The organism is Parapedobacter indicus, assembly GCF_900113765.1.
GTDB lineage: Bacteria > Bacteroidota > Bacteroidia > Sphingobacteriales > Sphingobacteriaceae > Parapedobacter > Parapedobacter indicus.
Genome location: NZ_FOQO01000008.1, coordinates 32456 through 53137, shown reverse-complemented (window position 1 = coordinate 53137; position 20682 = coordinate 32456). Strand labels below are relative to the sequence as shown.

Here is a 20682-nt window from a genome sequence, read left to right as displayed (position 1 = left end):
TTTTTATGGCCCTATTGCTGCCACTTTTATTTGGCGGATTCGGCGGTAAGAAATCCGGAACGGCTGATGTGACAAACATCGAGAAGGCGTTCGAAAATCCGGATAGAAGCGCCCGCCCAAAAGTATACTGGTGGTGGCTCAATGGTTTTGTCGATTGGGATCGGATCAAGGAGGAACTCCACGCGATCAAGAATGCGGGCCTTGGCGGGGTTGACATCTTTGAAATCGGCTTCCGCCCGGATGGGATTGTACCTGCCGGGCCGGCATTTATGAGTGATTCATCACTTGCTGACATTGCATTTGCCATAAGAGAAGCCGGAAAACTGGATTTGGAAGTCGGATTAAATTTATCCAGCAGTTGGAATGCGGGGGGCACCTGGGTGAAACCTAAACACGCGGCCAAGACATTATATGTGTCGAAAACGGCGATATCTTCGTCGGGTAGTCAACGTGAATTCGCCGTTCCATTTCCTACCATAAGCAACAAGGATGCAAACGGAAAAGAAAAGCGGATCGAATTTAACGCAGATGGTAAGCCAGTATACCATAGCGAAGTTGCGGTACTTGCTATTCCGGTCGTCCCAGAAGGCGGGTTCCTGGATACAGCCCAAATCATCGATGTCTCCGCCTACCTGGATACGGCGCAAGATCTCGTGCGGTGGAAAGCACCCAAAGGAGAATGGGAAATCCATCGGTATGTCTGTTCGAATACCGGCGAACAATTGCTTTTGCCAAGTCCCAAATCCGTTGGGCCGATGCTCGATCATTTTGATGCGGAAGCGACCGAAGCTCATTTCATGTATTTCATCAAGCGCTTGCAAAGCGAACTGGGAGACCTGAAAGGAACTGCACTAAAGAATTTCTATCTGGCCAGTTTTGAGGCGCGTACCCGGATTTGGACAGAACGGATGGCGGCCGAATTCCAGCGATTGAATGGATACAATATTCGGAAATGGTTGCCGGCGGTTTTCGATGAAGCAGCGTTTGCTCCGGATGTGCAGGCAAGGTTTCAGAATGACCTGGAAAAGACGATTTCGGAACTAATGATTAACAATCATTATAGGAAAGGGAGGGAGCTTGCTAATAAATATGGATTAAAATTGATCTCGGAGTCCGGCGGACCCGGGCCACCACTTCACAATGTACCCGTAGAGGCACTCAAAGCATTGGGTGCACTTGATGTTCCAAGGGGTGAATTCTGGATCAACCATTCGCGCTATGCCCCGGATCGTGTCGATCTGTTGATGTTGGTGAAAGAAATTGCTTCGGCATCGCGCATTTATGGACATGACATCGTTGAGTTGGAGGCATTCACCAGTTTCCAGAATTGGCAGGAAGGACCCGGAGACATGAAGCCGATCGGTGATCGAGCATTCTGTGAGGGCATGAGCCGTGCCGTGATTCATGGATTCACCCATAATCCGCCGGGGATGGGATACCCGGGCGTCGTGTATGCTGCGGGAACTCACTATAATGATCGCACTACGTGGTGGTCCAAAGTGAAGCCCTTTAACGATTACCTGTCCCGGATTTCGTATGTTTTCCAATCCGCGGATTTTCAGGCAGACGTGCTATACTATTATGGCGATGACGTGCCCAACTTCGCAGCCCCTAAAAATACCCGGTTTGCAGCAGGATCAGGATATGACTATGAAATCATCAATACGGATATCCTGCTGGATAGCCTGACATTCCGCGATGGCTGGTTGACATTGGCAAACGGGGCACGTTTCCGCGTACTGGCGATGGGGCATGTTTCGGAAGAAAACGAAGCCGTACACAAAAAAATTGCGGAACTCCGTAAGCAGGGGGCAGTGATTACCGATGCCAGTCACTCAAACGTATCGGCCGCGTTGACGGCAAAAGGTATCGTGCCGGATTTCGACTACCCGGACAAAGGATCCACGAGACTGGACTACATGACGACAGACCAGCCGGTTTTGGATTTTATCCACTACGCGAAAGAGGGTGTTGATTTCTACTTTATCAGAAACACACGCAACGAATGGGTCACCCGCTCCTGTTTGTTCCGTCAGCAGCATAAGGCCCCATCGCTTTGGGATCCGGTTGATGGGGCAATACACGCCATACCGGCATTTCGGCAGTTGGAAGATCAAATGGAGGTTCCACTGACGTTTCCACCTCACGGTGCATTTTTCGTGGAATTCCGGCATTCGGACCGAAAGCCGCGAATTGAGGACTTTGCAGAAATCTCTTCGGATACACGCATCACTTATACAGACGGTGGTATGGAGATCATCCGTGAAGGAGAAACCAACCCCATCACACTGAAAGGAGAATGGAAGGTAAGTTTTGACCCGGCGTGGGGCGGTCCCGGTGCGGTGACTATCCCGGAATTAATGAGTTGGACGGCTTCGGCAGATAAAGGAATCAAGTATTATTCCGGAACCGCTAGTTATGAAAAATCTTTTGAGACTACGTTTTCCAGGGATACATCCGGTCGTATTTACCTGGATTTAGGAAAGGTGTCGAAAGTGGCCGATGTATGGCTGAATGGGAAACCGTTGGGAATTACCTGGACACCTCCGTATCGGTATGATGTGACCGACTTATTGACGGCAGGCACAAATACACTAAAGATCGACGTGGTGAATACCTGGTCGAACCGGATTATCGGCGACCTGAACAGCGTGAAGAAATTTACGAATACAAATTTAAAAGAACGAGGGTCCAGGGAAACGACCTGGGCAGAGACTCCCTTACTGAAGTCAGGATTATTAGGTCCGGTTACATTGCGTCTTATAAAATGAAACCTGCCGTGTCGTCGCCTAAGGCAAGGTGATGAATATGCCGGTTCCATCAGACCTTTAAACAAAAACATTTTCTGATGAAAAGATTAATCTGCATGCTCTTTATCACCTATTGGGTGGCTATCCCATATGCTTGCAATAACCCTACCGGAAGATCAACTACTCCAGCCCAGACCCTAAAAGAAGGGTTTGCACAACCCCCGCAGACAGCGTGGCCCAAAGTGTATTGGTGGTGGTTAAACGGATACACCGACAGCGTACGGATCAAAGCGGAGCTCCGGGCTATGAAAGAAGCGGGTATTTCCGGCGTGGACATCTTTGAAATAGGCATCCGCCCGGCGAGCGACCCGAATAAGATCATTCCGGCTGGACCGGCTTTTATGAGTGATTCATCGGTGGCAGCGATCTGTTTCGCTGTGGAAGAAGCGGGTAAGCTGGATATGGAAGTGGGATTGGGGCTAGCCAGCAGTTGGAATGCCGGGGGAAGCTGGGTGAAGCCTGAACACGCTGCCAAAACACTTTACCAATCCAAAATCTTGGTTAGGCATGGGCAAGCGGGTAGTTTAACGGTAAAGGTGCCGTTTCCGTCCATTCAGGTAGACAAGCGGGGAAATCCACGGGCTATCACATACGGTGCCGATGGTCGACCCGCCTATTGGGAGGACGTCGCAGTAGTAGCAGTCCCGGCGGGTAGTCAGCCGTTGCAGGACACTTCCCAGGTGATTGACGTTACGGCCCATTTTGATGGTGTCAATGACCTGCTTTCATGGGAGGCACCGGAAGGCGATTGGGAAATCCACCGGTTTGTCAGTTCAAATTCAGGAGAGCAGCTGATCAGTCCCTCTCCCCATTCGGCCGGCCCGATCATCGACCACTTTGACTCGCTGGCGACAGAAATGCACCTAAATTATTTTGTAGACAAACTCAAACCGGTTCTGGGCGACTTTTCCAAAACCGCGCTGAAATACTTTTATTTAGCGAGCTATGAAGCTAAGGATTTTGCATGGACCCACAGCCTTCCGGATAAATTTCAGGCATTACATGGTTATTCCATTCATAAATTGCTGCCCGCTATCTTCAACCCGGATTTTTTGGACAACTCACTCAAGGAGAAGTTCAGCTTTGATTTGTCGAAAACCTACTCCGAGTTGATGATTCATAATCATTATGGGAAAGCGAAGGAAATCTGCAATAACCACGGTTTGAAGCTCGTCTCAGAGTCGGGTGGTCCGGGCCACATGCACCACATTCCCGTCGAAACATTGAAAGCACTGGGTGCATTGGATATTCCCCGGGGCGAATTTTGGTACAAACGTCCTTATTACGATGAAGATGGCGTAGACATGGTTTGGCTGGTAAAAGAAATTGCAGCAGCGTCCCATATTTATAAAAGGGGAATCGTAGAGGAAGAGGCGTTTACCAGCTATTGGGATTGGCAGGAAGGTCCCGCCGACCTGAAAGCATATGCAGACCGGGCTTTTTGCGAAGGAATGAACCGGTTGGTTATTCATGGCTTTACGCATAATCCCAGTGAGTTCGGTAATCCGGGTATCGTTTATTGGGCGGGGACACATTACAACGACAAACGGGTTTGGTGGCCCAAAATCAGACCGTTTAACGATTACCTGGCCCGGATATCCTATGTGTTGCAGAACACGCAATTCGTTGCAGACGTGTTGTATTATTACGGGGATGATATTCCGAACCTGGTTCCACCAAAAAATACCCGTTTCAAAGTGGGGGATGGATACGACTATGAAATTGTCAATACTGAGGTGCTGTTGAACGAGTTGACGGTTGAAGATGGGGAATGGGTTTTACCGGGAGTAGGCCGCTACAAAGCGTTGAGCTTGGGGCAGGGCCATCGCATTAATACGCAGGCGATGGAAAAAATCGATTCATTGAAGAAAAAGGGTGGAGTGGTCGCCGAAACGGACATCCTCCAGTCGCTAGATGTGCCGCCGGATTTTCACTACGAGGGAATCGAACAAGGGACGTTGGATTACATTCATTATCAAAGCGAAGACGCCGACTTTTACTTGGTCCGGAATACACAAGATCAGACCATATCGAGGGAATGCTTATTCCGGCAAAGTGGTAGAATGCCTGAAATATGGTACCCGGTAACGGGGAGTAGCTGTGCAATACCCATCTGGGAACAACAGGACAATCAGGTAAAAATCCCGCTGACCTTTGCCCCACATGAGACTTTTTTTGTGGTATTTGGAAAAGGTAAGGATGTTACGCATTTCGACCGGATCAACTACCAGGGGCCTTATCCGCCCGATCTTACATACACCGAGCAAGGGATCATGTTTTTACAGCCGGGGAGTTATCAGTTAATCCGGGATAATCAACAGATCACCTGGAAGCAGCAGCTAGACGAACATCCCCTAACAGGTGTTTGGGACGTCACATTTGTGGATACGAACATCAACGTTCAGTTCCCCGACCTCATTTCGTGGCACGAATCCAACGATCCGAACATCCGGTATTACTCGGGAATCGCGACGTATACGCATGAATTTGACCAACCACCCGTAGAAGAAGGCGGTACAGCATGGCTGGATTTAGGCGCCTTTGCCGAAGTGGCTGATGTTTGGGTGAATGACCGGCATCTTGGTATTTCCTGGTGCCCGCCTTATCGATTTGAAATTACTTCGATGTTGAAACCGGGCGCCAATACGCTCCGTGTTGAAATAGCGAATAATTGGTCGAATCGGCTGACGGGAGACGCTGTGCTGGGAGAACGGTTTACACAAACCAATTTGGCAAAAGCAAACAAGAATCTGATTCCTTGGGCTGAAGTTCCCTTGAAACCATCGGGACTTTTTGGTCCGGTAAAATTGCAGGTTATTCGTAATAAAGAGCACCTGCTTCAGTAATGAGAACTTGCGATAACAGAATATCATGAAACAACGACTTATTATTTTTTCTCTTTTCTGGTTGACAATGAACCTGCCGGGTTTTTCTCAGGAAGGTGCCTCACCGGAAAAATACCTCGCGGCTGTCAAGGCTGAGCTTCAAAAGGTATGGCCAAAAAATCGGACCGTCAATTTGGTTTTTCACGGACATTCCGTGCCGGCCGGGTATGGCGATCGACATGAAGTACATACGTTGGAGGCGTATCCTCATCTCTTGCTTGAAAAGCTGAAAGAACGCTATCCTTATGCACCCATTAATAGCATCGTCACGGCCATCGGCGGCGAAAATTCGATCCAAGGAGCCGCGCGCTTTGAAAACGAGGTGCTGTCCCACCAGCCCGATGTTTTATTCATTGACTATGCTTTGAATGATCGATTTCAAGACATCCGTCGAGTCAAAGATGCTTATGCCGAAATGATCGAATCTGCACTGGCGCGTGGAATCAATGTTATTCTCCTTACGCCTTCTCCGGATCAACGGGTGGATATTCGAGCAAATGATACGCCGCTCGATGCGCTATCCACACAGATCCACGATCTGTCCGTACAATATAACATCGGATTTGTCGATGTATACGGCGTATTTAAGCGCATTGCCAGCAAAGCGGATATCAAACCTTATATGGCCAGTGTCAACCATCCCAATAGACAAGGGCATGCGCTTATTATGGCGGAACTGCTGAAATGGTTTTGACGCTCGTTAAAGCAAGCCCAAGTTAAGCACTACCAACATCTTGGGGTTTTGACAATTTATCAGTAATTGCCAGCAAGTTGTTACGCAACTGCTGGCAATTTTTAGTATATTAGCCCCGCACAATCAGAGAGATAGATTGTGCTAACCAATGTATTTTAATATTCAAGTATACGCTAAAACAACTTAGCGTAGTGATTTCATTGATTCCACTAAAACGAACAGTATATCAATAATTTATATTAAATGGAAAGTAATAATAAATCAACAGGTGCAACCCGTAGAGATTTCATCAAAACGGGTGCTGCGGCAGCGGCAGGTTTTATGGTAGTACCACGGCATGTACTGGGTGGTGCGGGTTTTGTCGCCCCCAGCGACAAGCTAATTGTCGCGGGTATCGGCGTCGGTGGTAAAGGCAATTCTGATTTGAAAAATTTTCACGATAGTGGTAAAGCAGAGATCGCTTTTCTCTGTGATGTGGACGACCGTCGCGCAGCGGATTCCGTGAAGCGATTCCCGAAAGCAAAGTATTACAAAGACTTTCGAGAAATGCTCGATAAGGAGCATAAAAATATCGATGCGGTCTCGGTATCAACACCTGATCATAACCATGCGATCCAAGCCCTTGCTGCCATGCAATTAGGTAAACATGTGTATGTACAAAAGCCATTGACACACGATATTTTTGAAGCACGTGCGTTGACGGAGGCCGCGAAAAAATACAACGTGGTCACCCAGATGGGAAATCAAGGAGCTTCTGGGGACGGCGTACGGATCATGCGCGAGTGGTTTGATGCCGGGCTAATTGGCGATGTGCATACCATCTATACCTGGACAGATCGCCCGGTATGGCCTCAAGGTATTCAATGGCCGCAGCAAAAAGCGGAAGTTCCCAAAGAATTGGATTGGGATCTTTGGCTTGGTACAGCGCCGTATAAAGAGTACGTAGATAAATTGGTGCCTTTCAACTGGCGCGGATGGTGGGATTATGGCACCGGAGCATTGGGTGATATGGGCTGTCACATTATGGAAGCACCGTTTAGCATATTAGGACTTCAGTATGTGAAAGATGTACAGGCAAGCGTTGGCAGCGTATACGTTGACGAATTTAAGCGTGGATATTTTCCCGAAAGCTGTCCGCCGTCGAGTTACGCAGTATTGACATTCCCCAAATCTGAAAAAACTTCAGGTGATGTAACAATCCATTGGATGGATGGTGGTATCCAACCGCAACGCCCGGAAGAATTAGGGGCCAATGAGGTCTTTGGCGACGGCGGTAACGGAATCCTTTTTATGGGTACCAAGGGCAAAATGATGGCTGGATGTTATGCAGAAAATCCGCGATTACTGCCCACGTCATTGACCGAGCAGCACAAACTGCCCGTTAAATATACCCGTGTACCCGGAGGGGCAGGCGGACACTACGCACAGTGGGTGGAAGCCTGTATCGCAGGACCTGGTAATAAGGAAGTGAGTTCGCCTTTTGCAATCGCAGGACCATTAACCGAAGCGCTGTTGATGGCGAACCTCGCTATCCGCGGTTCCGATCTACGCATCGATAACAAATATCCAGGAAGAAGTCTGAAATTGATTTGGGACAACGATGCCATGAAGGTAACCAATTTTGACGCAGTTAACCAGTTCGTCAAGCGGAAATACCGTCAGGGTTGGGAGTTGCCTACCGTATGATGGAATTATTCACCGTATAATGGGAAGAGAGAGGCCGTCATCACTGACGGCCTCTTTGCATTAATAAACATCGATTTCCGGTTGGACAATCCTACTCATAGCTTGCGTATCTCATCGAGCTGTTCGGCTATCTTTTTAAGGTGATTCCTATCGCCTGCTTTTACTTCCGCAGTGAGCCACCCTCCTTTGTAATTTGCCTTCCGTAAAGCTTCCATAACAACAGGCCAATTGTTGTCGCCCGCTAGCAGGTCTACCTCGAACCCCTTCCATAAACCTTCGTTGTTCATCTTTTCACGGCTGAACTCTTTCGCATGGAGTTTCACGATACGTGAATTCAACGTTTCGATCCAATGTTCCGGCCATCCGTACCGCAAAATATTTCCGATGTCGAAGTACCAACCGATCAATGGATGGTCAATGGTATCCACAAATTCTCGCGCCTCAATCGGACTCAGTATAAAATTATTCCAAACATTTTCGAGTCCGATTTTCATGCCGGTTTTTTCGACATGTGGAATAAGTTTCCGAACGGATTCCAGTGCATTCTTATACGCAACCTCATAAGGAACTTTTTCATTTACCACGCCGGGGACAACCAAAACGGTGTCGCCGCCGAGTTCCTTGACCTCGCTTAATGACTTGGCAACCGAATCGATCGTGAATTGCCTGACGGATGCGTCAGGGTCGGACAATGGTTTCGACCAATGGTCTTTATTGACCACACTGGGTAGCTCGACACCTGTTTTATCCCTGGCGGTATGCAATTCCTTTACCGGAATATCTAACGGGCTATTAAACTCAATACCGTCAAACCCCAGGTCCTTTACCAACTTGAATTTATCCAATAACGATAAATCCTCTTTGATCATTCCGAATCCCAGTCCTATTTTTAAGTTGAGTGCCTGCGAAGGCGTTTGGATAATGTGCGTACCATAACCTTTCAATACGGGAGCGAACGTTGCGCCCGTAGCCAATAAGGTAGCTGTCTTTATAAAAGTTTTTCTTTCCATCGTCTTTGCTATGAATTAATTCCAGGCACCGCTACAGGTATTTCGTATTTCAGGTCCCACGAGACGTTTTCGGGGAACAGTACCTCATTGGATGCCAACGCATCCTGTATGGAAATGGTTTGTCCGGTATACCCCGCCATCCGGCCAGCTAAAGCAACCAGATTCGCCTTCACCATCCAGTCGCCATCGTACTTGGGTTTGTTTTTGCGGATAGAGGCAAATAATTCATCATGTTCTTGCTGGTACATACTCCGGGATTCGGAGTTTTTATAGGCATTTTCATCGGTGAACTTGGTCTGATCATCATACTTCCAGTCCCTACGCCCCGTGATTTCATGCCTTCCCGTCCGGCAATCAACAATGCACCGGCCCTTATTGCCTACGAGCTCCACAGCATAGGCAGGCGCAGTATCTGCTTGCTGCCTGCAAAAGAAATAGCTTTTTACGCCGTCTTCATATTCATAAACCATGGCGAAATGGTCGAATACGTTGCCGAATTTTTTGTCTGTCCTTTTTTGGCGCCCACCGCTTCCCGTAACGCTTATGGGCAACTTGTCGCCCATGGCCCATTGCATCATATCCAAGCTATGAATGGCTTGTTCCGTAATATGATCTCCCGAAAGCCAGTTATAGTACAGCCAATTCCGCAGCTGGTATTCAAAATCCGTCCACTTGGGTTGCCGTTCTTTGTACCATAATTCTCCGGTATTGTAGGTAGCCTCCGCGGAGAGAATGTTTCCGATCTTTCCGTCCAATACCCGACCGAATGTTTCCCGTTTAGGAAGGTGGTAACGCCAACAGAACCCCGCTACCAATGCGAGGTTCTTTGATTTCGCATTCTCCGATGCCGCGATGACCCGTCTCAGACCGGGTGCATCCACCGCGAAAGGCTTTTCGCAGAAAATATGCTTACCTGCATTCACTGAAGCTTCTAAATGTGCGGGCCGGAATGCGGGAGGGGCGGCTAACAAAACGACATCAACGTCGCTTTCCAAGAGGCGTTGGTAGGCATCCAATCCCACGAATTTATGGGGCTCAGTAACCTGTACCTTGTCACCCATCTTGGACTTAAGCGTATTGTACGATTCGTCAAGCCGGTCGGCAAAGGCATCTGCCATGGCAGACAATACAACGTTTTGATCCGCATTAAGCGCTTCCATCGCCGCAGCGGTACCACGGCCTCCGCAACCGATCAGTCCCACCTTGAGCGTGTCGGTGTTGAGCGACCAAATGTTGTTCGATGCCAATACGTAATTCGTTGTGGCTACACCGGCAAGGGTGGTCATGCCTGCTGTTTTCAGAAATTCCCTTCTAGAATAGTTCATATAATTAAAAGTTTATGGATTTTGTTTTAGTGCACTGTTTCTGTTGATTTCCGCTTGGGGTATGTAAAATACAACCCGATTATCGGTGGGTTTCACTTCCTGATGTAAGTCGGTTGTTGGCGTGTTATTTAGGGAATGGGTGCCGGGGTAATCACGTACCACGGAGCGGTTGTTCCTGAAAAGATCGTAAGCGCGGTGCCCTTCGAACGCCAACTCAAGCCACCGCTCTTCCAGCACCACGTCCAGTGCGGTCTTTCCTGCTGTGGCTAGCTTTTCGGGAGTGTACAGCGCATCTTCCGATAAGCCCGCCCGTTTGCGTAATAGGTTGACATCGGCTAATGCCGCGTCGATATTGTTTTCTTTGGCATTTGCCTCCGCCCTGATGAGATACATTTCCGCCAACCGTAGGTACACAGGCGAACTAAGATTAATGAGCCCCTCTTGGAGTGAATATTTATTTACATAATACATGGGTGTAACGGGGGTGAGCTTTTGGTTGTACTGCAGTTCGCCGTTTACTACGTAGGGTGTGATAAAGGAATTACGGAGATCTTCAGGATGTTGGTTGAGGAAATTGTAATATTTTTTAGAAGCGTAGATTTCTGCCCATCCGCTGACACCCTGGCCAAGCGGATTGCCGGAAACATCGCCACTGAAATACATCGAACCGATGGAAGACATCGCTCGGTCTTCAACCTTCATATGCCGTATGGCAAATATCGTTTCCCGGTTATTGTCGGGCTGCGCCCTGAAATAGCCGGCATATTCGCTTCCCTGCAACAGTGCATATCGATCGGAGTTGATAACTAGATCGGCATATTTGATGGCATTTTCCTGGTCTTCTTTATAGAGATATACCCGGGCCAGCAAGGCGTAGGCAACTTCCTTCGAGGCAAAGGAATTGTTTTTAGACTGGCTCATCAGTTCTGCAGCCTGAAGCAAATCGCTGATGACAAAATCATAGACTTCTTTTACGGAACTCCTCGACAGCGTTTCCGCTTCTTCATCGCTTAACCCTTCTTTTAGGATAGGGACCCCTGGGTTTTCTCCGCTATTCTGTGGGTAAGGCCGTCCGAAAATCCGCACCAGATTGAAATGCATCATAGCCCGCAGGAACAGGTTTTCTCCCTTGAGTTGCCTTAACCCCTCGGATGATTCGTTCGGCACAAATTCGATAACATTGTTTGCGGCAGCGACGACCTTGTATGCTTGCGACCAAAAATTCGTGCAGTGGTCGGACGTGTTGATATGTGTGTACCGGTATGCGCGCGTCAGGTCGTCTGCTGAGGATTGTCCCTGAGCCACCGCATCTCCCGGATATTCCATGATAAAATGTCCGCTACGCACGTAAGCTGCATTTTTCAGTACCGCATAGGTACCTATGGTAGCGGTTTCCACATCCGACTCGTTAGCCAATGCATCTTCTTCATTGATGAACTCCGTGGGATCGTAATATTTCTGGCAGGAGAAAAATAGGACCGCCACGGTCATCAGCTTCAGTTTACCATATATTGATGGACGTATCATAATTTTCATTCGTTAAAATGTTACATTTAAACCAAAGAGGACCTTTTTGCTAACGGGGTACTTGAAACTGGATACACCCGATGCTAGATCAACCTGACTGAGTGAAACCTCGGGATCGGGGCCCGAAAATTTAGTGCCTGTCCAGAGATTATCCCCGCTTATAAATACCTGTAGCCTCGAAATCCGAGCGGACTGGAGCCATTTTTCCGGGAAGTTGTACCCCAAGCGCACATTCCGCAGACGAATATAGCTTCCTTCTTCCAAATACCGCGAAGAAGATTGATTGGAGTCCTTGTTTCCTCCCACGATCGGTTTTGGATGAGTGGCCTTGTCGCCCTCCTTCTCCCAGCGCGTCCAGCCTTTGGGCAATACCATCGAGTTAAACGCTTCGTAAAGACCGTCGTTGTCAAAATAAACACGTGTGTCGTTATATACGTAATTGCCGTACACAAAATTGAAAAATGCCGATAGCGTGAAGTTCTGGTACGTAAGCGTGTTGCTGATGCCGCCCGTAAATTTCGGTGCGGCGGAAGTTCCGGTAAATTGGCGTGAATCGGAAGTGGCGGCTTCACTGTAGACGTTGGTCGTAGCGATTGATCGGTTTCCACTTTCATCTATTGTCACTTTTTCCCACAACGGGTCTCCATTTGCAGGGTCCACGCCGGCCCAGATGGGAAGGTTGTAAGCATCCATGTCATACCCTACGGCGATCGGTTGTCGGGCTCCGGGATTGAATATTGCTGATCCATCGCTAAGCTCCAGGACTTGGTTTCGGTTGAATGCCATGTTCAGACTCGTTTCCCAGGTAAAATTACCTGCTTTGAAGTTCTGAGAAGTGACATTGAGCTCCAACCCCCGGTTACGTACGGAGCCAGCGTTTACCCACACATAACTGTACCCTGTGGTAGCCACGAGCGGTTGCCTATAGAGTAATTCCGATGCTTTTTTCTCGTAGATATCTAAACTGATGCCTACGCGGTTCCATAACGTCAGGTCGACACCCAGGTTGGCAGACCGGATTTTTTCCCAGCTCAGGTTGGGATTGCCTTTTTGATAGGGGGCAGCTCCTGGCAACCCCGAGTAGCTGGCATCCTGCGTAATGGAATACAGCCCCAACGCCGCAAAATTGGAAATACCATCGGCATTACCAACGGTACCATAACTTCCCCGTAGCTTGGCGAAGGACAGTATTCGGTTTTCCTGCCAAAACGGTTCATTCGTCAGAATCCACGATGCACCGAGCTGGTAAAAATTGGCCATAGGATTATTCTTTCCGAATTTTGACGAAAACTCATTGACAAACGAAGCTACGAAGAAATACCTATTGTTGTAACTATAGTCGGCTTGGGCCAGGTATTTCCGGAATCCTACTTGCTCCCGGGCTCCACTGGGGCTTAACAAAACATCGGTAGCCACGGACATAACATCCCTGCCCGATGGTAATCCTTTTCCGGATGTTGCTGACCAGTCGGAAGTGGTTGTTTCCGCCTCCGCGGCGGCTAGTATTGCTAGATCGTGTTCACCGAAGGTATCGGCATACCGAACTCGGTTGGAGGTCAGCAACCGGTTCGAACTGCTCGTGCCGTTGCGGAGTTCGCCGCCATTGGCTCCGCCTTGCTTGGTATTTCGGTCAAAGAATTGGGCTGTTTGACCATTGGCAAATTGGGTGCGGTTGTAGCTAGATAACGTAATTTTATCAGTTAACGTGTAATCCAGGTTAAGGTCGCCGCTTATTGCCCAACTCCGGTCTTTACTGTAGTTGTATAGTAGTGAATGAAGGAAATTTTCTTTCTCTCTGCCCAGCCAATTGGGGTGAAAGCGGGCATCGATGGGATTCCCTTCACCGTCAAACGCGGGATCAAAAGGCAGATTCGTGTATGCATCGTACATCGTTCTGCTGTTTTCTAATTGGTTTTTGTTTACGTTTCCGTTAATCAGAACGGACGCTTTCAGGCGATCGGTGAGCTTAGCGTCGAGATTGGTGCGGAAATTATATCCGGTATGTCCCGTTCCTGCTAGTGTCCCTTCTTCCCGGTAGAACACACCTGACGCATAATATTGGACGTTTTCCGAGCCGCCGGAGATGGATAGGTTATGGTTGTTGACATACCCCTGACCAAATGCAAGTCCCCACCAATCGGTATTGTTTTGGAGTACAGAAGGATCACGGTCGTAGAACGTAGTTTGAAAGTCGTACAGCTCCTGCGAATTCATGAGCCGGAAATTGCCGGTGGTTGGATTGCCGAAACCGAACGAGTTGTTGAATTCGACCTTAGTTTTACCCGCTTCACCCCGTTTCGTATTAATGATGATGACACCGTTTGCAGCGCGAGATCCATATAATCCTGTTGCGGCAGCGTCTTTGAGGATGGATACCGATTCGATATCTGCTGGATTGTAATTCCCGCCGATATTGCCATCGACTACCACGAGTGGAGAAGTACTGGCCGAAATGGTGCCCGCACCTCGGATGAGTACGCGGGGAGCACTTGAAGGCGCTCCCGAAGGAGAGGACACTACCACCCCGGGGGCCTTGCCCTGCAGCATAGTCGAAAGGTCGTTTGAGGTTACGTCTTTGAGTTTTTCACTGGGGATGGTCGTTACCGAGCTGGATAGGTAGCGCACTTTGCGTGTAGAGTAGCCCACGACAACTACCTCATCCAGGTCGCTCATTTCTTCGAATAGCTGAACCTCCATTCCGCCCGAAGAGGGAACGGCGATTTCTTGGGGAACGTAGCCCAGCAGGGAAAACACCAAGGTTTGACCCGCTTCGGCGGGTAATGAAAAACGGCCTCCCTCGTCGCTAGCCGTGGCTACTGAGGTTCCTTTGAGACCAACCGTGACACCGCTTAGCGGTTGTCCCTGTGTGTTCCTGATGATTCCATGGGCGGTTTGCTGATGATTCGCCGCTGGAAGCCTGTCGGGTGCTGGATTCACATCCGGTCCCCGCTTACGGACGAATACGGTATTTCGCTTTATTTCAAAACGCAAATTACGTGGATGAAGCAATTCGGTGAGAACCTCTTTGAAGTCGCGATCGTTGACGGTTAAGCTGATGGCTTGTTCTTTGGCAATGAGTGTGCTGTTGTACAAAAAGTCATATCCGGTTTGTTTTTGGATTTCATCCAGCACATCCCGGAGCGTGGCTTGTTCAAACTTCAAGGTAACCTTTTGGGCATAAGTGGTAGCGCGCACAGACACTAATGATGTGATTATACATATGAGCATGATTTTCATCTTGATCATATATCTTAGCAATGTTTGGCGCCGGTAAGCGCAGCGGCGAGAATCAGATTTGTGCATTGTTCATGTATTAGGTAGTCAATTGTGAAACATCTTCCTATCGATCTCGGTCAGCAGCTAAAAACCTGCTTAAGCTGCTGATTCCGGTGTGCCATTATACTACTTCATAATATATACGCTCCCTTCTTTAATTTTGAATCTATAATTCGATATTTCGGCGAGTTGCACGAGTACCTCAGAGAGCTTTTGGCCTCTGGTAATAGACCCCGTGAAGCGATCTTGGGTTTGTTCTTCGAGGTAGACGTGCTTGATGTTATACCAGGCCGCCAATTGTGCCATAACCTCTTCTATCGTATGGTCGTTAAACCTGAAATATCCTTCTTTCCATGCAGTTACATCCCGAAGGTCTACGGTATCTGTTGATATCCCCTTTGCAATCTCATCGGTAGTTGCCTGCCATCCCGGATGGAGCACGACCGCATGATGCTCTCTGCTGACTTTTACAGAACCCTCTACCAATGTAGTACGGGTAATGCCGCTCGACCGGTCGTTTGCGATGTTAAACTGCGTACCTAACACACGGATAACCGTATTTGCTGTCGAAACTTCAAAGGGCCTATGCTCATCATGCGACACCTCGAAGAACGCTTCGCCTTCAATACCAACCTGTCGTTTTGATTCCGTAAATTGGCCGGGATAGGAGAGGGTAGCATCAGCATTTAACCAGACGTGGCTTCCGTCGGTCAACTGCAGCTGACAGACATTCCCCTTTCCGTTCTTAATGATACGGTACCCGTCACTTTTTTTTCTGGAGGGGGTTAAAATAAATAGTCTCTCACCGTTTTCATCGATGGTGACGTCTACGCCGATGTCACGTAAGGTTTCCGGATTAGCCCGTGTCAGGTCATGGAAGGAACCATCAACGAGATAGAGTACCACTTGGTTTTCTGCGGAGAGAAAAATATCTGAGGAAGCTAGCGCCTTGTCGGTTGAGGTGCTTTTGCTGTTTTGATTAAACAATACCGAAAGAATGATTAAAAATCCCATTATACTGGCAGCAGCCCAGTACATGCGTATGCGTCTTCCAGTGCGTTTCGTACTGTCCGCCCCCTGGGGCTCTTTCTGCTCATTTGTGCGGAGCCGAATCCGGCTCAGTACCGCATCCGAGTCAAAATGGCCACTCTGTTGATCGGGTTGGAAATTTGCTTGCAGCAGCTGGTCAATGATTGGATCAATTTCAAGTATGTCTTTGTCCGCTATCAAACCGAGTAAGCGGCGAAGTTCACCCTTGTCGATGGTTCCGTTGAGATATTGCGTCAGTAAATCGTTCAATTGGTCTTGACCCATTGCTCTTTTAATACATTTGTTATCTCCAAATGAAGATGCTGGTAAAGAACACCGATGCTTGGAAAAAGGGACTAGTTTAGGCGATATTTTTTGTTAAACTAGAGTGAAAAGAAGATGGCTAACAGAAAGAGGTCGTGATACAGACGTTCGTTTTTGAGGTATTTGGCAGCTTGTACGATGTGGTTTTTGACGGTGTTAGGTGAAATATTTAATCGTTCGGCGATTTCCCGGTGACTGAACCCTTCGAGACGGCTAAGGGAAAAAACGGTTCGTTGCTGTCTAGGAAGCAGCCTAAGGAGCTTTTTGATGTTCTCCTTCAATTCTTTGGCAACAACGGTATCATGAAGGTTGTCTTCCACTTCAGAAATTTGCGTCCACAATCGTTCGAAACAGGCATTGGACCGTTTGACACTCCGTAGTTTATTGAGTGCTTGTCTCTTGGTCATGACATATAGATAGGTCCATAGATTTTGATCGCGCTGTAAGCCACTTCGGTTCTCCCAAAGTTTCACGAAGACATCCTGCACCACATCTTCACTCCACCCCGTGTCTTTTAGCAGGAAAAATGATAAGTTGAAAACCCGATTTGAATAGCTATGATAGAGTTGTTCAAACGCAGATTTCCGCCCTTCGATAAGCATGTCGATTAGCTTACTCTCTTTGACGTCCACAATTCGGTTCTTTAATCAGGCTGCAATATACTGTTTTGATTAAATTAAACGAATTGAAAAGCCAACTCTATCCGATGGTCTGTTCCCTCGCGTGTCAGCAGAGTTGCATTTGAGGTCTTTTCTGCTTTCTCCTGCAGTGAGTAGCGCTGACTTGTTTGAAAAAATTCAATTTACCAAAGAAAGCGCTGCCGCAAGCGAAATAAAAAAATGATTTGGTTTTTAAAAAAAATATGTAGATTTGTACGTACATATGTACATATAGCTGTTCATTCGCTTGATGTTTTCACTCTGATGGGGTCTTTTGCGGTTAACGACTCCTTTAAATTGAATTAACCAAATAGAATTTACATATGTGTATACATATTTTTTAATCACCAATTATTACGAATTATGGTACAAGATTTATTTTTTCTGACAGCAAAGGAGACGCGCCGCGTATTTTACTTTGTTTTTGTGCTGACCTGCGCGTTACCGTGGATCAGTCAAGCGCAGAGCGGATTGACCATTATAGGCACCGTGAGATCTGCAGACGCATCACAGAACAATCCGGTTCTAGAAGGCGTAAGTATTACATTAAAGGGGACGAAGACCGGCGCCACGACCGATCAGGCTGGTCGGTTCAGCATCGAAGTTCCTACGGAGGGTGCTGTGTTGATTTTCAATTACTTGGGGTATCAGCGCCAGGAGGTTCAAGTGGACACGAATGAACCGATCGAGGTATTGCTTTCCCCGGAGGATCAGCAATTGGATGAAGTAGTTGTGGTGGGCTACGGTACGCAACGCAAATCGGACCTAACGGGCTCCGTTGGTCTCGTATCTGGAAAAGAGCTATTGCAGGCGCCTGTAAACAACGCCTTGCAGGGGCTGAAAGGTCGGGTTGCCGGTGTAAACGTATTTTTGAACTCGGGGTCGCCGACCAGCAGCCCCCGCATCCTGATCCGAGGACTAGGCACCATCAACTCCTCGTCAAATCCACTGTTTGTGGTGGATGGCGTGGTGATGGAAAACATTCAGTTCCTCAATCCCAACGATATCGAACGCATGGAGGTCCTCAAGGATGCTTCTTCTACAGCCATTTACGGGGCGCGAGGTGCAAATGGAGTCGTATTGATCACCACCCGGCGTGGCGCTAGTGTCGGAGGAACCATCGTGGGCTATGAAGGATTTTTGAACGTGGGTGTATTGCCCCGCAAGCTCGACGTGCTTAACGCTGCAGAGTTTATGGAAGTGTTGGAACGGGGATTTGCCAATCATTCGAAATACCGTACCACCAGCATACCAGCGTTTACGCGTAACGATCCAAGACTGTTTGATGCACAGGGTAATCCGCTGTACGATACGGACTGGCAGGAGGAAGCCACGCGCACAGCCATGTCGCACAACCATCAGTTTTCCGTGCAGACCAAAGGCGACAATGCTTCATTCGGCGCATTTCTCAATTATGCCAATATGCAAGGCATCATGCTTAGCAGTGGTCTGGAACGGATAAATGGTAAAATAGCTTATGATGCAAAGCCGAAAGACTGGCTGTCGCTGGGGGTCAATTTATTGGCCAACTATACTCGCGATAATGAAGTAGATGAAGGGGGCGGCTATCAGATGCCGCGGCGGTCGATGCTGGAGATGCCGCCGATATTCCCGGTTAAGTTTCCGGATGGCACCTGGTCCAACAGCAGCATGGTTACCGACCCTTACGGCTTGGAGGCAATTCCAAACCCTGTTCACGTCTTGGAAACACAGGATCGCATTCGCAAACGCCAGCAGCTTTTCGGCAATGCCTACCTGACGTTCCACATCCTGCCGGGACTGGATCTGCGCACGCAGTTCGGTTTTGATAAGCACGATACGAATATTCAAGAATACAGCCCGACCGACCTGATCAATATTTCGCAACCCTTAGGTTCCGCACGGTTGGAAAATCGACAGTCGTTTTATTGGCAGGAAGAAACCTACCTGAACTACAATACCGAAATCGGTGATCACCGTATCAACTCCGTGTTGGGATTAAGCTGGCAGCAGCGCGTCTATAGGGACAACTGGATTACTGCACAGGGATTTGCGGACGACTTCTTCCGTTTCAATGCCATTCAGTCGGCCAGCCAGCCCGGCGCGCCCAACTCGTCGCACGACAAGTGGGCGATGAATTCGTATTTCCTGCGGGGCAGCTATAGCTACAAAAACCGGTACCTGCTCACCGTTACCGGCCGTATCGACGGGTCGTCGCGGTTTGGTGAAAACAATAAATATGGTGTGTTTCCCTCCGCGGGACTGGGATGGGTGCTCTCTGAGGAGCCATTCCTGCGTGATGTGGCGGGATTAGACGAACTCAAAATCCGTTCGAGTTATGGGATCACCGGGAACACAGAAATTCCGACTTATCAGTCGTTAGGTACCATATCGACAAACACGACATTGCTTAACGGTGTGCGCGTGTCGCAGAGCTATATCAATCGGTTGCCCAACCCTAACCTGGAGTGGGAGAAAACCAACCAGTTCGATGCAGGCTTTGACTTAGCGCTGTTTAATCGTCGTCTAAACATGAGTTTCGACTATTATTACAAACTCACGACGGATCTTTTGCTGGATAAACCTGTACCAACATCCACCGGCTTCGTCGGAGTACGGGATAATATTGGCTCGGTGTCCAATCGTGGCGTAGAAGTGATGTTAAGTGGCACTCCCGTAGCCAATGATGTGTTCGGGTGGCAATCAACCCTCAATTTCAACTTCAACAAGAACCGCATCGAAGCGTTGGGCGAAAACGGCGAGGATATCTTCCCTGGCCCCAGTTGGGTGTCGGGCAGCCAAACGATCCTGCGAGTGGGCGAACCGCTTAGCTCTTTTTGGGGCTATCGTCGTCTCGGTATCTGGGGAACAGACGAAGCGGATGAAGCCGCAGCCGTGGGCGCCATTCCGGGGGTAGCCAAGCGGAGCAGCGAACGCCAGATCATTGGCAACGGACTTCCCGATTGGATGGGCAGCTTCGTTAACAACGTTCGTTATAGAAACTTCGATCTTACCATTGATTTGCAATTCGTATGGGGGGTCAACATCCTCCAGCAATTCACCCACTCTATGGAAGACCGTACCGGCTATTCCAACGGGTTGGCCGTCACCCTCTACGACAGCTGGACGGAAGATCACCAGAACACGATGATCCAACAGATCAGGAACGGTCCGTACACTGGGCAAAACAGTGAAGTGGACGATCATTGGGTGGCAGACGGATCGTATATCCGGGGTAACCTGATCTCCCTCGGTTACAACTTCGGCGGCGTTTCGCTCAACAAGCTTAACCTCAAGGGCCTGCGCATCTACGCAAGCGTACAGAATGCCTTCCTTATCAAATCGGATGACTTTAAGGGCTACGACCCGGAGGCTACTTCATGGGGAGGCGATCAATGGGGGCAGAACATCTTCTTCCATCAGTACCCCAACCCACGGACGTTCACCTTAGGTACCAGTTTCCAATTTTAAACGATAA

General features: G+C 48.6%; 11 protein-coding genes. 5 read left to right on the top strand and 6 right to left on the bottom strand.

What is annotated here, in order from left to right; genetic code table 11:
- Positions 1 to 5: 5 nt before the first annotated feature.
- The 4 genes from BMZ56_RS16275 to BMZ56_RS16260 all read left to right on the top strand — a co-directional run bounded on the left by BMZ56_RS16275 (position 6) and on the right by BMZ56_RS16260 (position 8075).
- Positions 6 to 2771, top strand: coding sequence for a glycosyl hydrolase (locus BMZ56_RS16275; RefSeq protein ID WP_181127809.1), 2766 nt, complete (start codon positions 6 to 8; stop codon positions 2769 to 2771).
- A 77-nt stretch (positions 2772 to 2848) separates the two neighbouring features.
- Entirely contained in the window at positions 2849 to 5656 is a 2808-nt protein-coding gene (locus tag BMZ56_RS16270; RefSeq protein ID WP_090628515.1) for a glycosyl hydrolase, read from the top strand.
- Positions 5657 to 5681: 25 nt separating this feature from the next.
- The gene (locus BMZ56_RS16265; protein WP_090628514.1) at positions 5682 to 6389 is read left to right on the top strand and encodes an SGNH/GDSL hydrolase family protein; all 708 of its coding nucleotides are present in this window, start codon (positions 5682 to 5684) and stop codon (positions 6387 to 6389) included.
- A gap of 243 nt (positions 6390 to 6632) precedes the next feature.
- Positions 6633 to 8075, top strand: coding sequence for a Gfo/Idh/MocA family protein (locus BMZ56_RS16260; RefSeq protein WP_090628512.1), 1443 nt, complete (start codon positions 6633 to 6635; stop codon positions 8073 to 8075).
- A gap of 95 nt (positions 8076 to 8170) precedes the next feature.
- On the opposite strand, the gene BMZ56_RS16255 is transcribed toward BMZ56_RS16260, so the two are convergent.
- The 6 genes from BMZ56_RS16255 to BMZ56_RS16230 form a co-directional block, all read right to left on the bottom strand.
- Positions 8171 to 9085 carry a sugar phosphate isomerase/epimerase family protein gene (locus tag BMZ56_RS16255; RefSeq protein ID WP_090628510.1) on the bottom strand — a complete coding sequence of 305 codons (915 nt, stop codon included), beginning with the start codon at positions 9083 to 9085 and terminating at the stop codon, positions 8171 to 8173.
- An 8-nt stretch (positions 9086 to 9093) separates the two neighbouring features.
- Complete coding sequence (locus BMZ56_RS16250; RefSeq protein WP_090628508.1) at positions 9094 to 10410, bottom strand: Gfo/Idh/MocA family protein; 1317 nt, start codon at positions 10408 to 10410, stop codon at positions 9094 to 9096.
- 12 nt (positions 10411 to 10422) lie between these two features.
- Entirely contained in the window at positions 10423 to 11946 is a 1524-nt protein-coding gene (locus BMZ56_RS16245; protein WP_090628507.1) for a RagB/SusD family nutrient uptake outer membrane protein, read from the bottom strand.
- Between the two features lie 3 nt (positions 11947 to 11949).
- Positions 11950 to 15165 (bottom strand): SusC/RagA family TonB-linked outer membrane protein, encoded by a 3216-nt coding sequence (locus BMZ56_RS16240; RefSeq protein ID WP_218146593.1) that lies wholly within the window; start codon positions 15163 to 15165, stop codon positions 11950 to 11952.
- A gap of 174 nt (positions 15166 to 15339) precedes the next feature.
- Positions 15340 to 16527: a FecR family protein gene (locus BMZ56_RS16235; RefSeq protein WP_090628504.1), complete on the bottom strand. Its 1188-nt coding sequence runs from the start codon at positions 16525 to 16527 to the stop codon at positions 15340 to 15342.
- Between the two features lie 98 nt (positions 16528 to 16625).
- Positions 16626 to 17198 carry an RNA polymerase sigma factor gene (locus tag BMZ56_RS16230; protein WP_143072947.1) on the bottom strand — a complete coding sequence of 191 codons (573 nt, stop codon included), beginning with the start codon at positions 17196 to 17198 and terminating at the stop codon, positions 16626 to 16628.
- A 390-nt stretch (positions 17199 to 17588) separates the two neighbouring features.
- On the opposite strand from BMZ56_RS16230, the gene BMZ56_RS16225 reads away from it, so the two are divergent.
- Positions 17589 to 20675 carry a SusC/RagA family TonB-linked outer membrane protein gene (locus BMZ56_RS16225; RefSeq protein WP_090628500.1) on the top strand — a complete coding sequence of 1029 codons (3087 nt, stop codon included), beginning with the start codon at positions 17589 to 17591 and terminating at the stop codon, positions 20673 to 20675.
- Positions 20676 to 20682 lie beyond the last annotated feature (7 nt).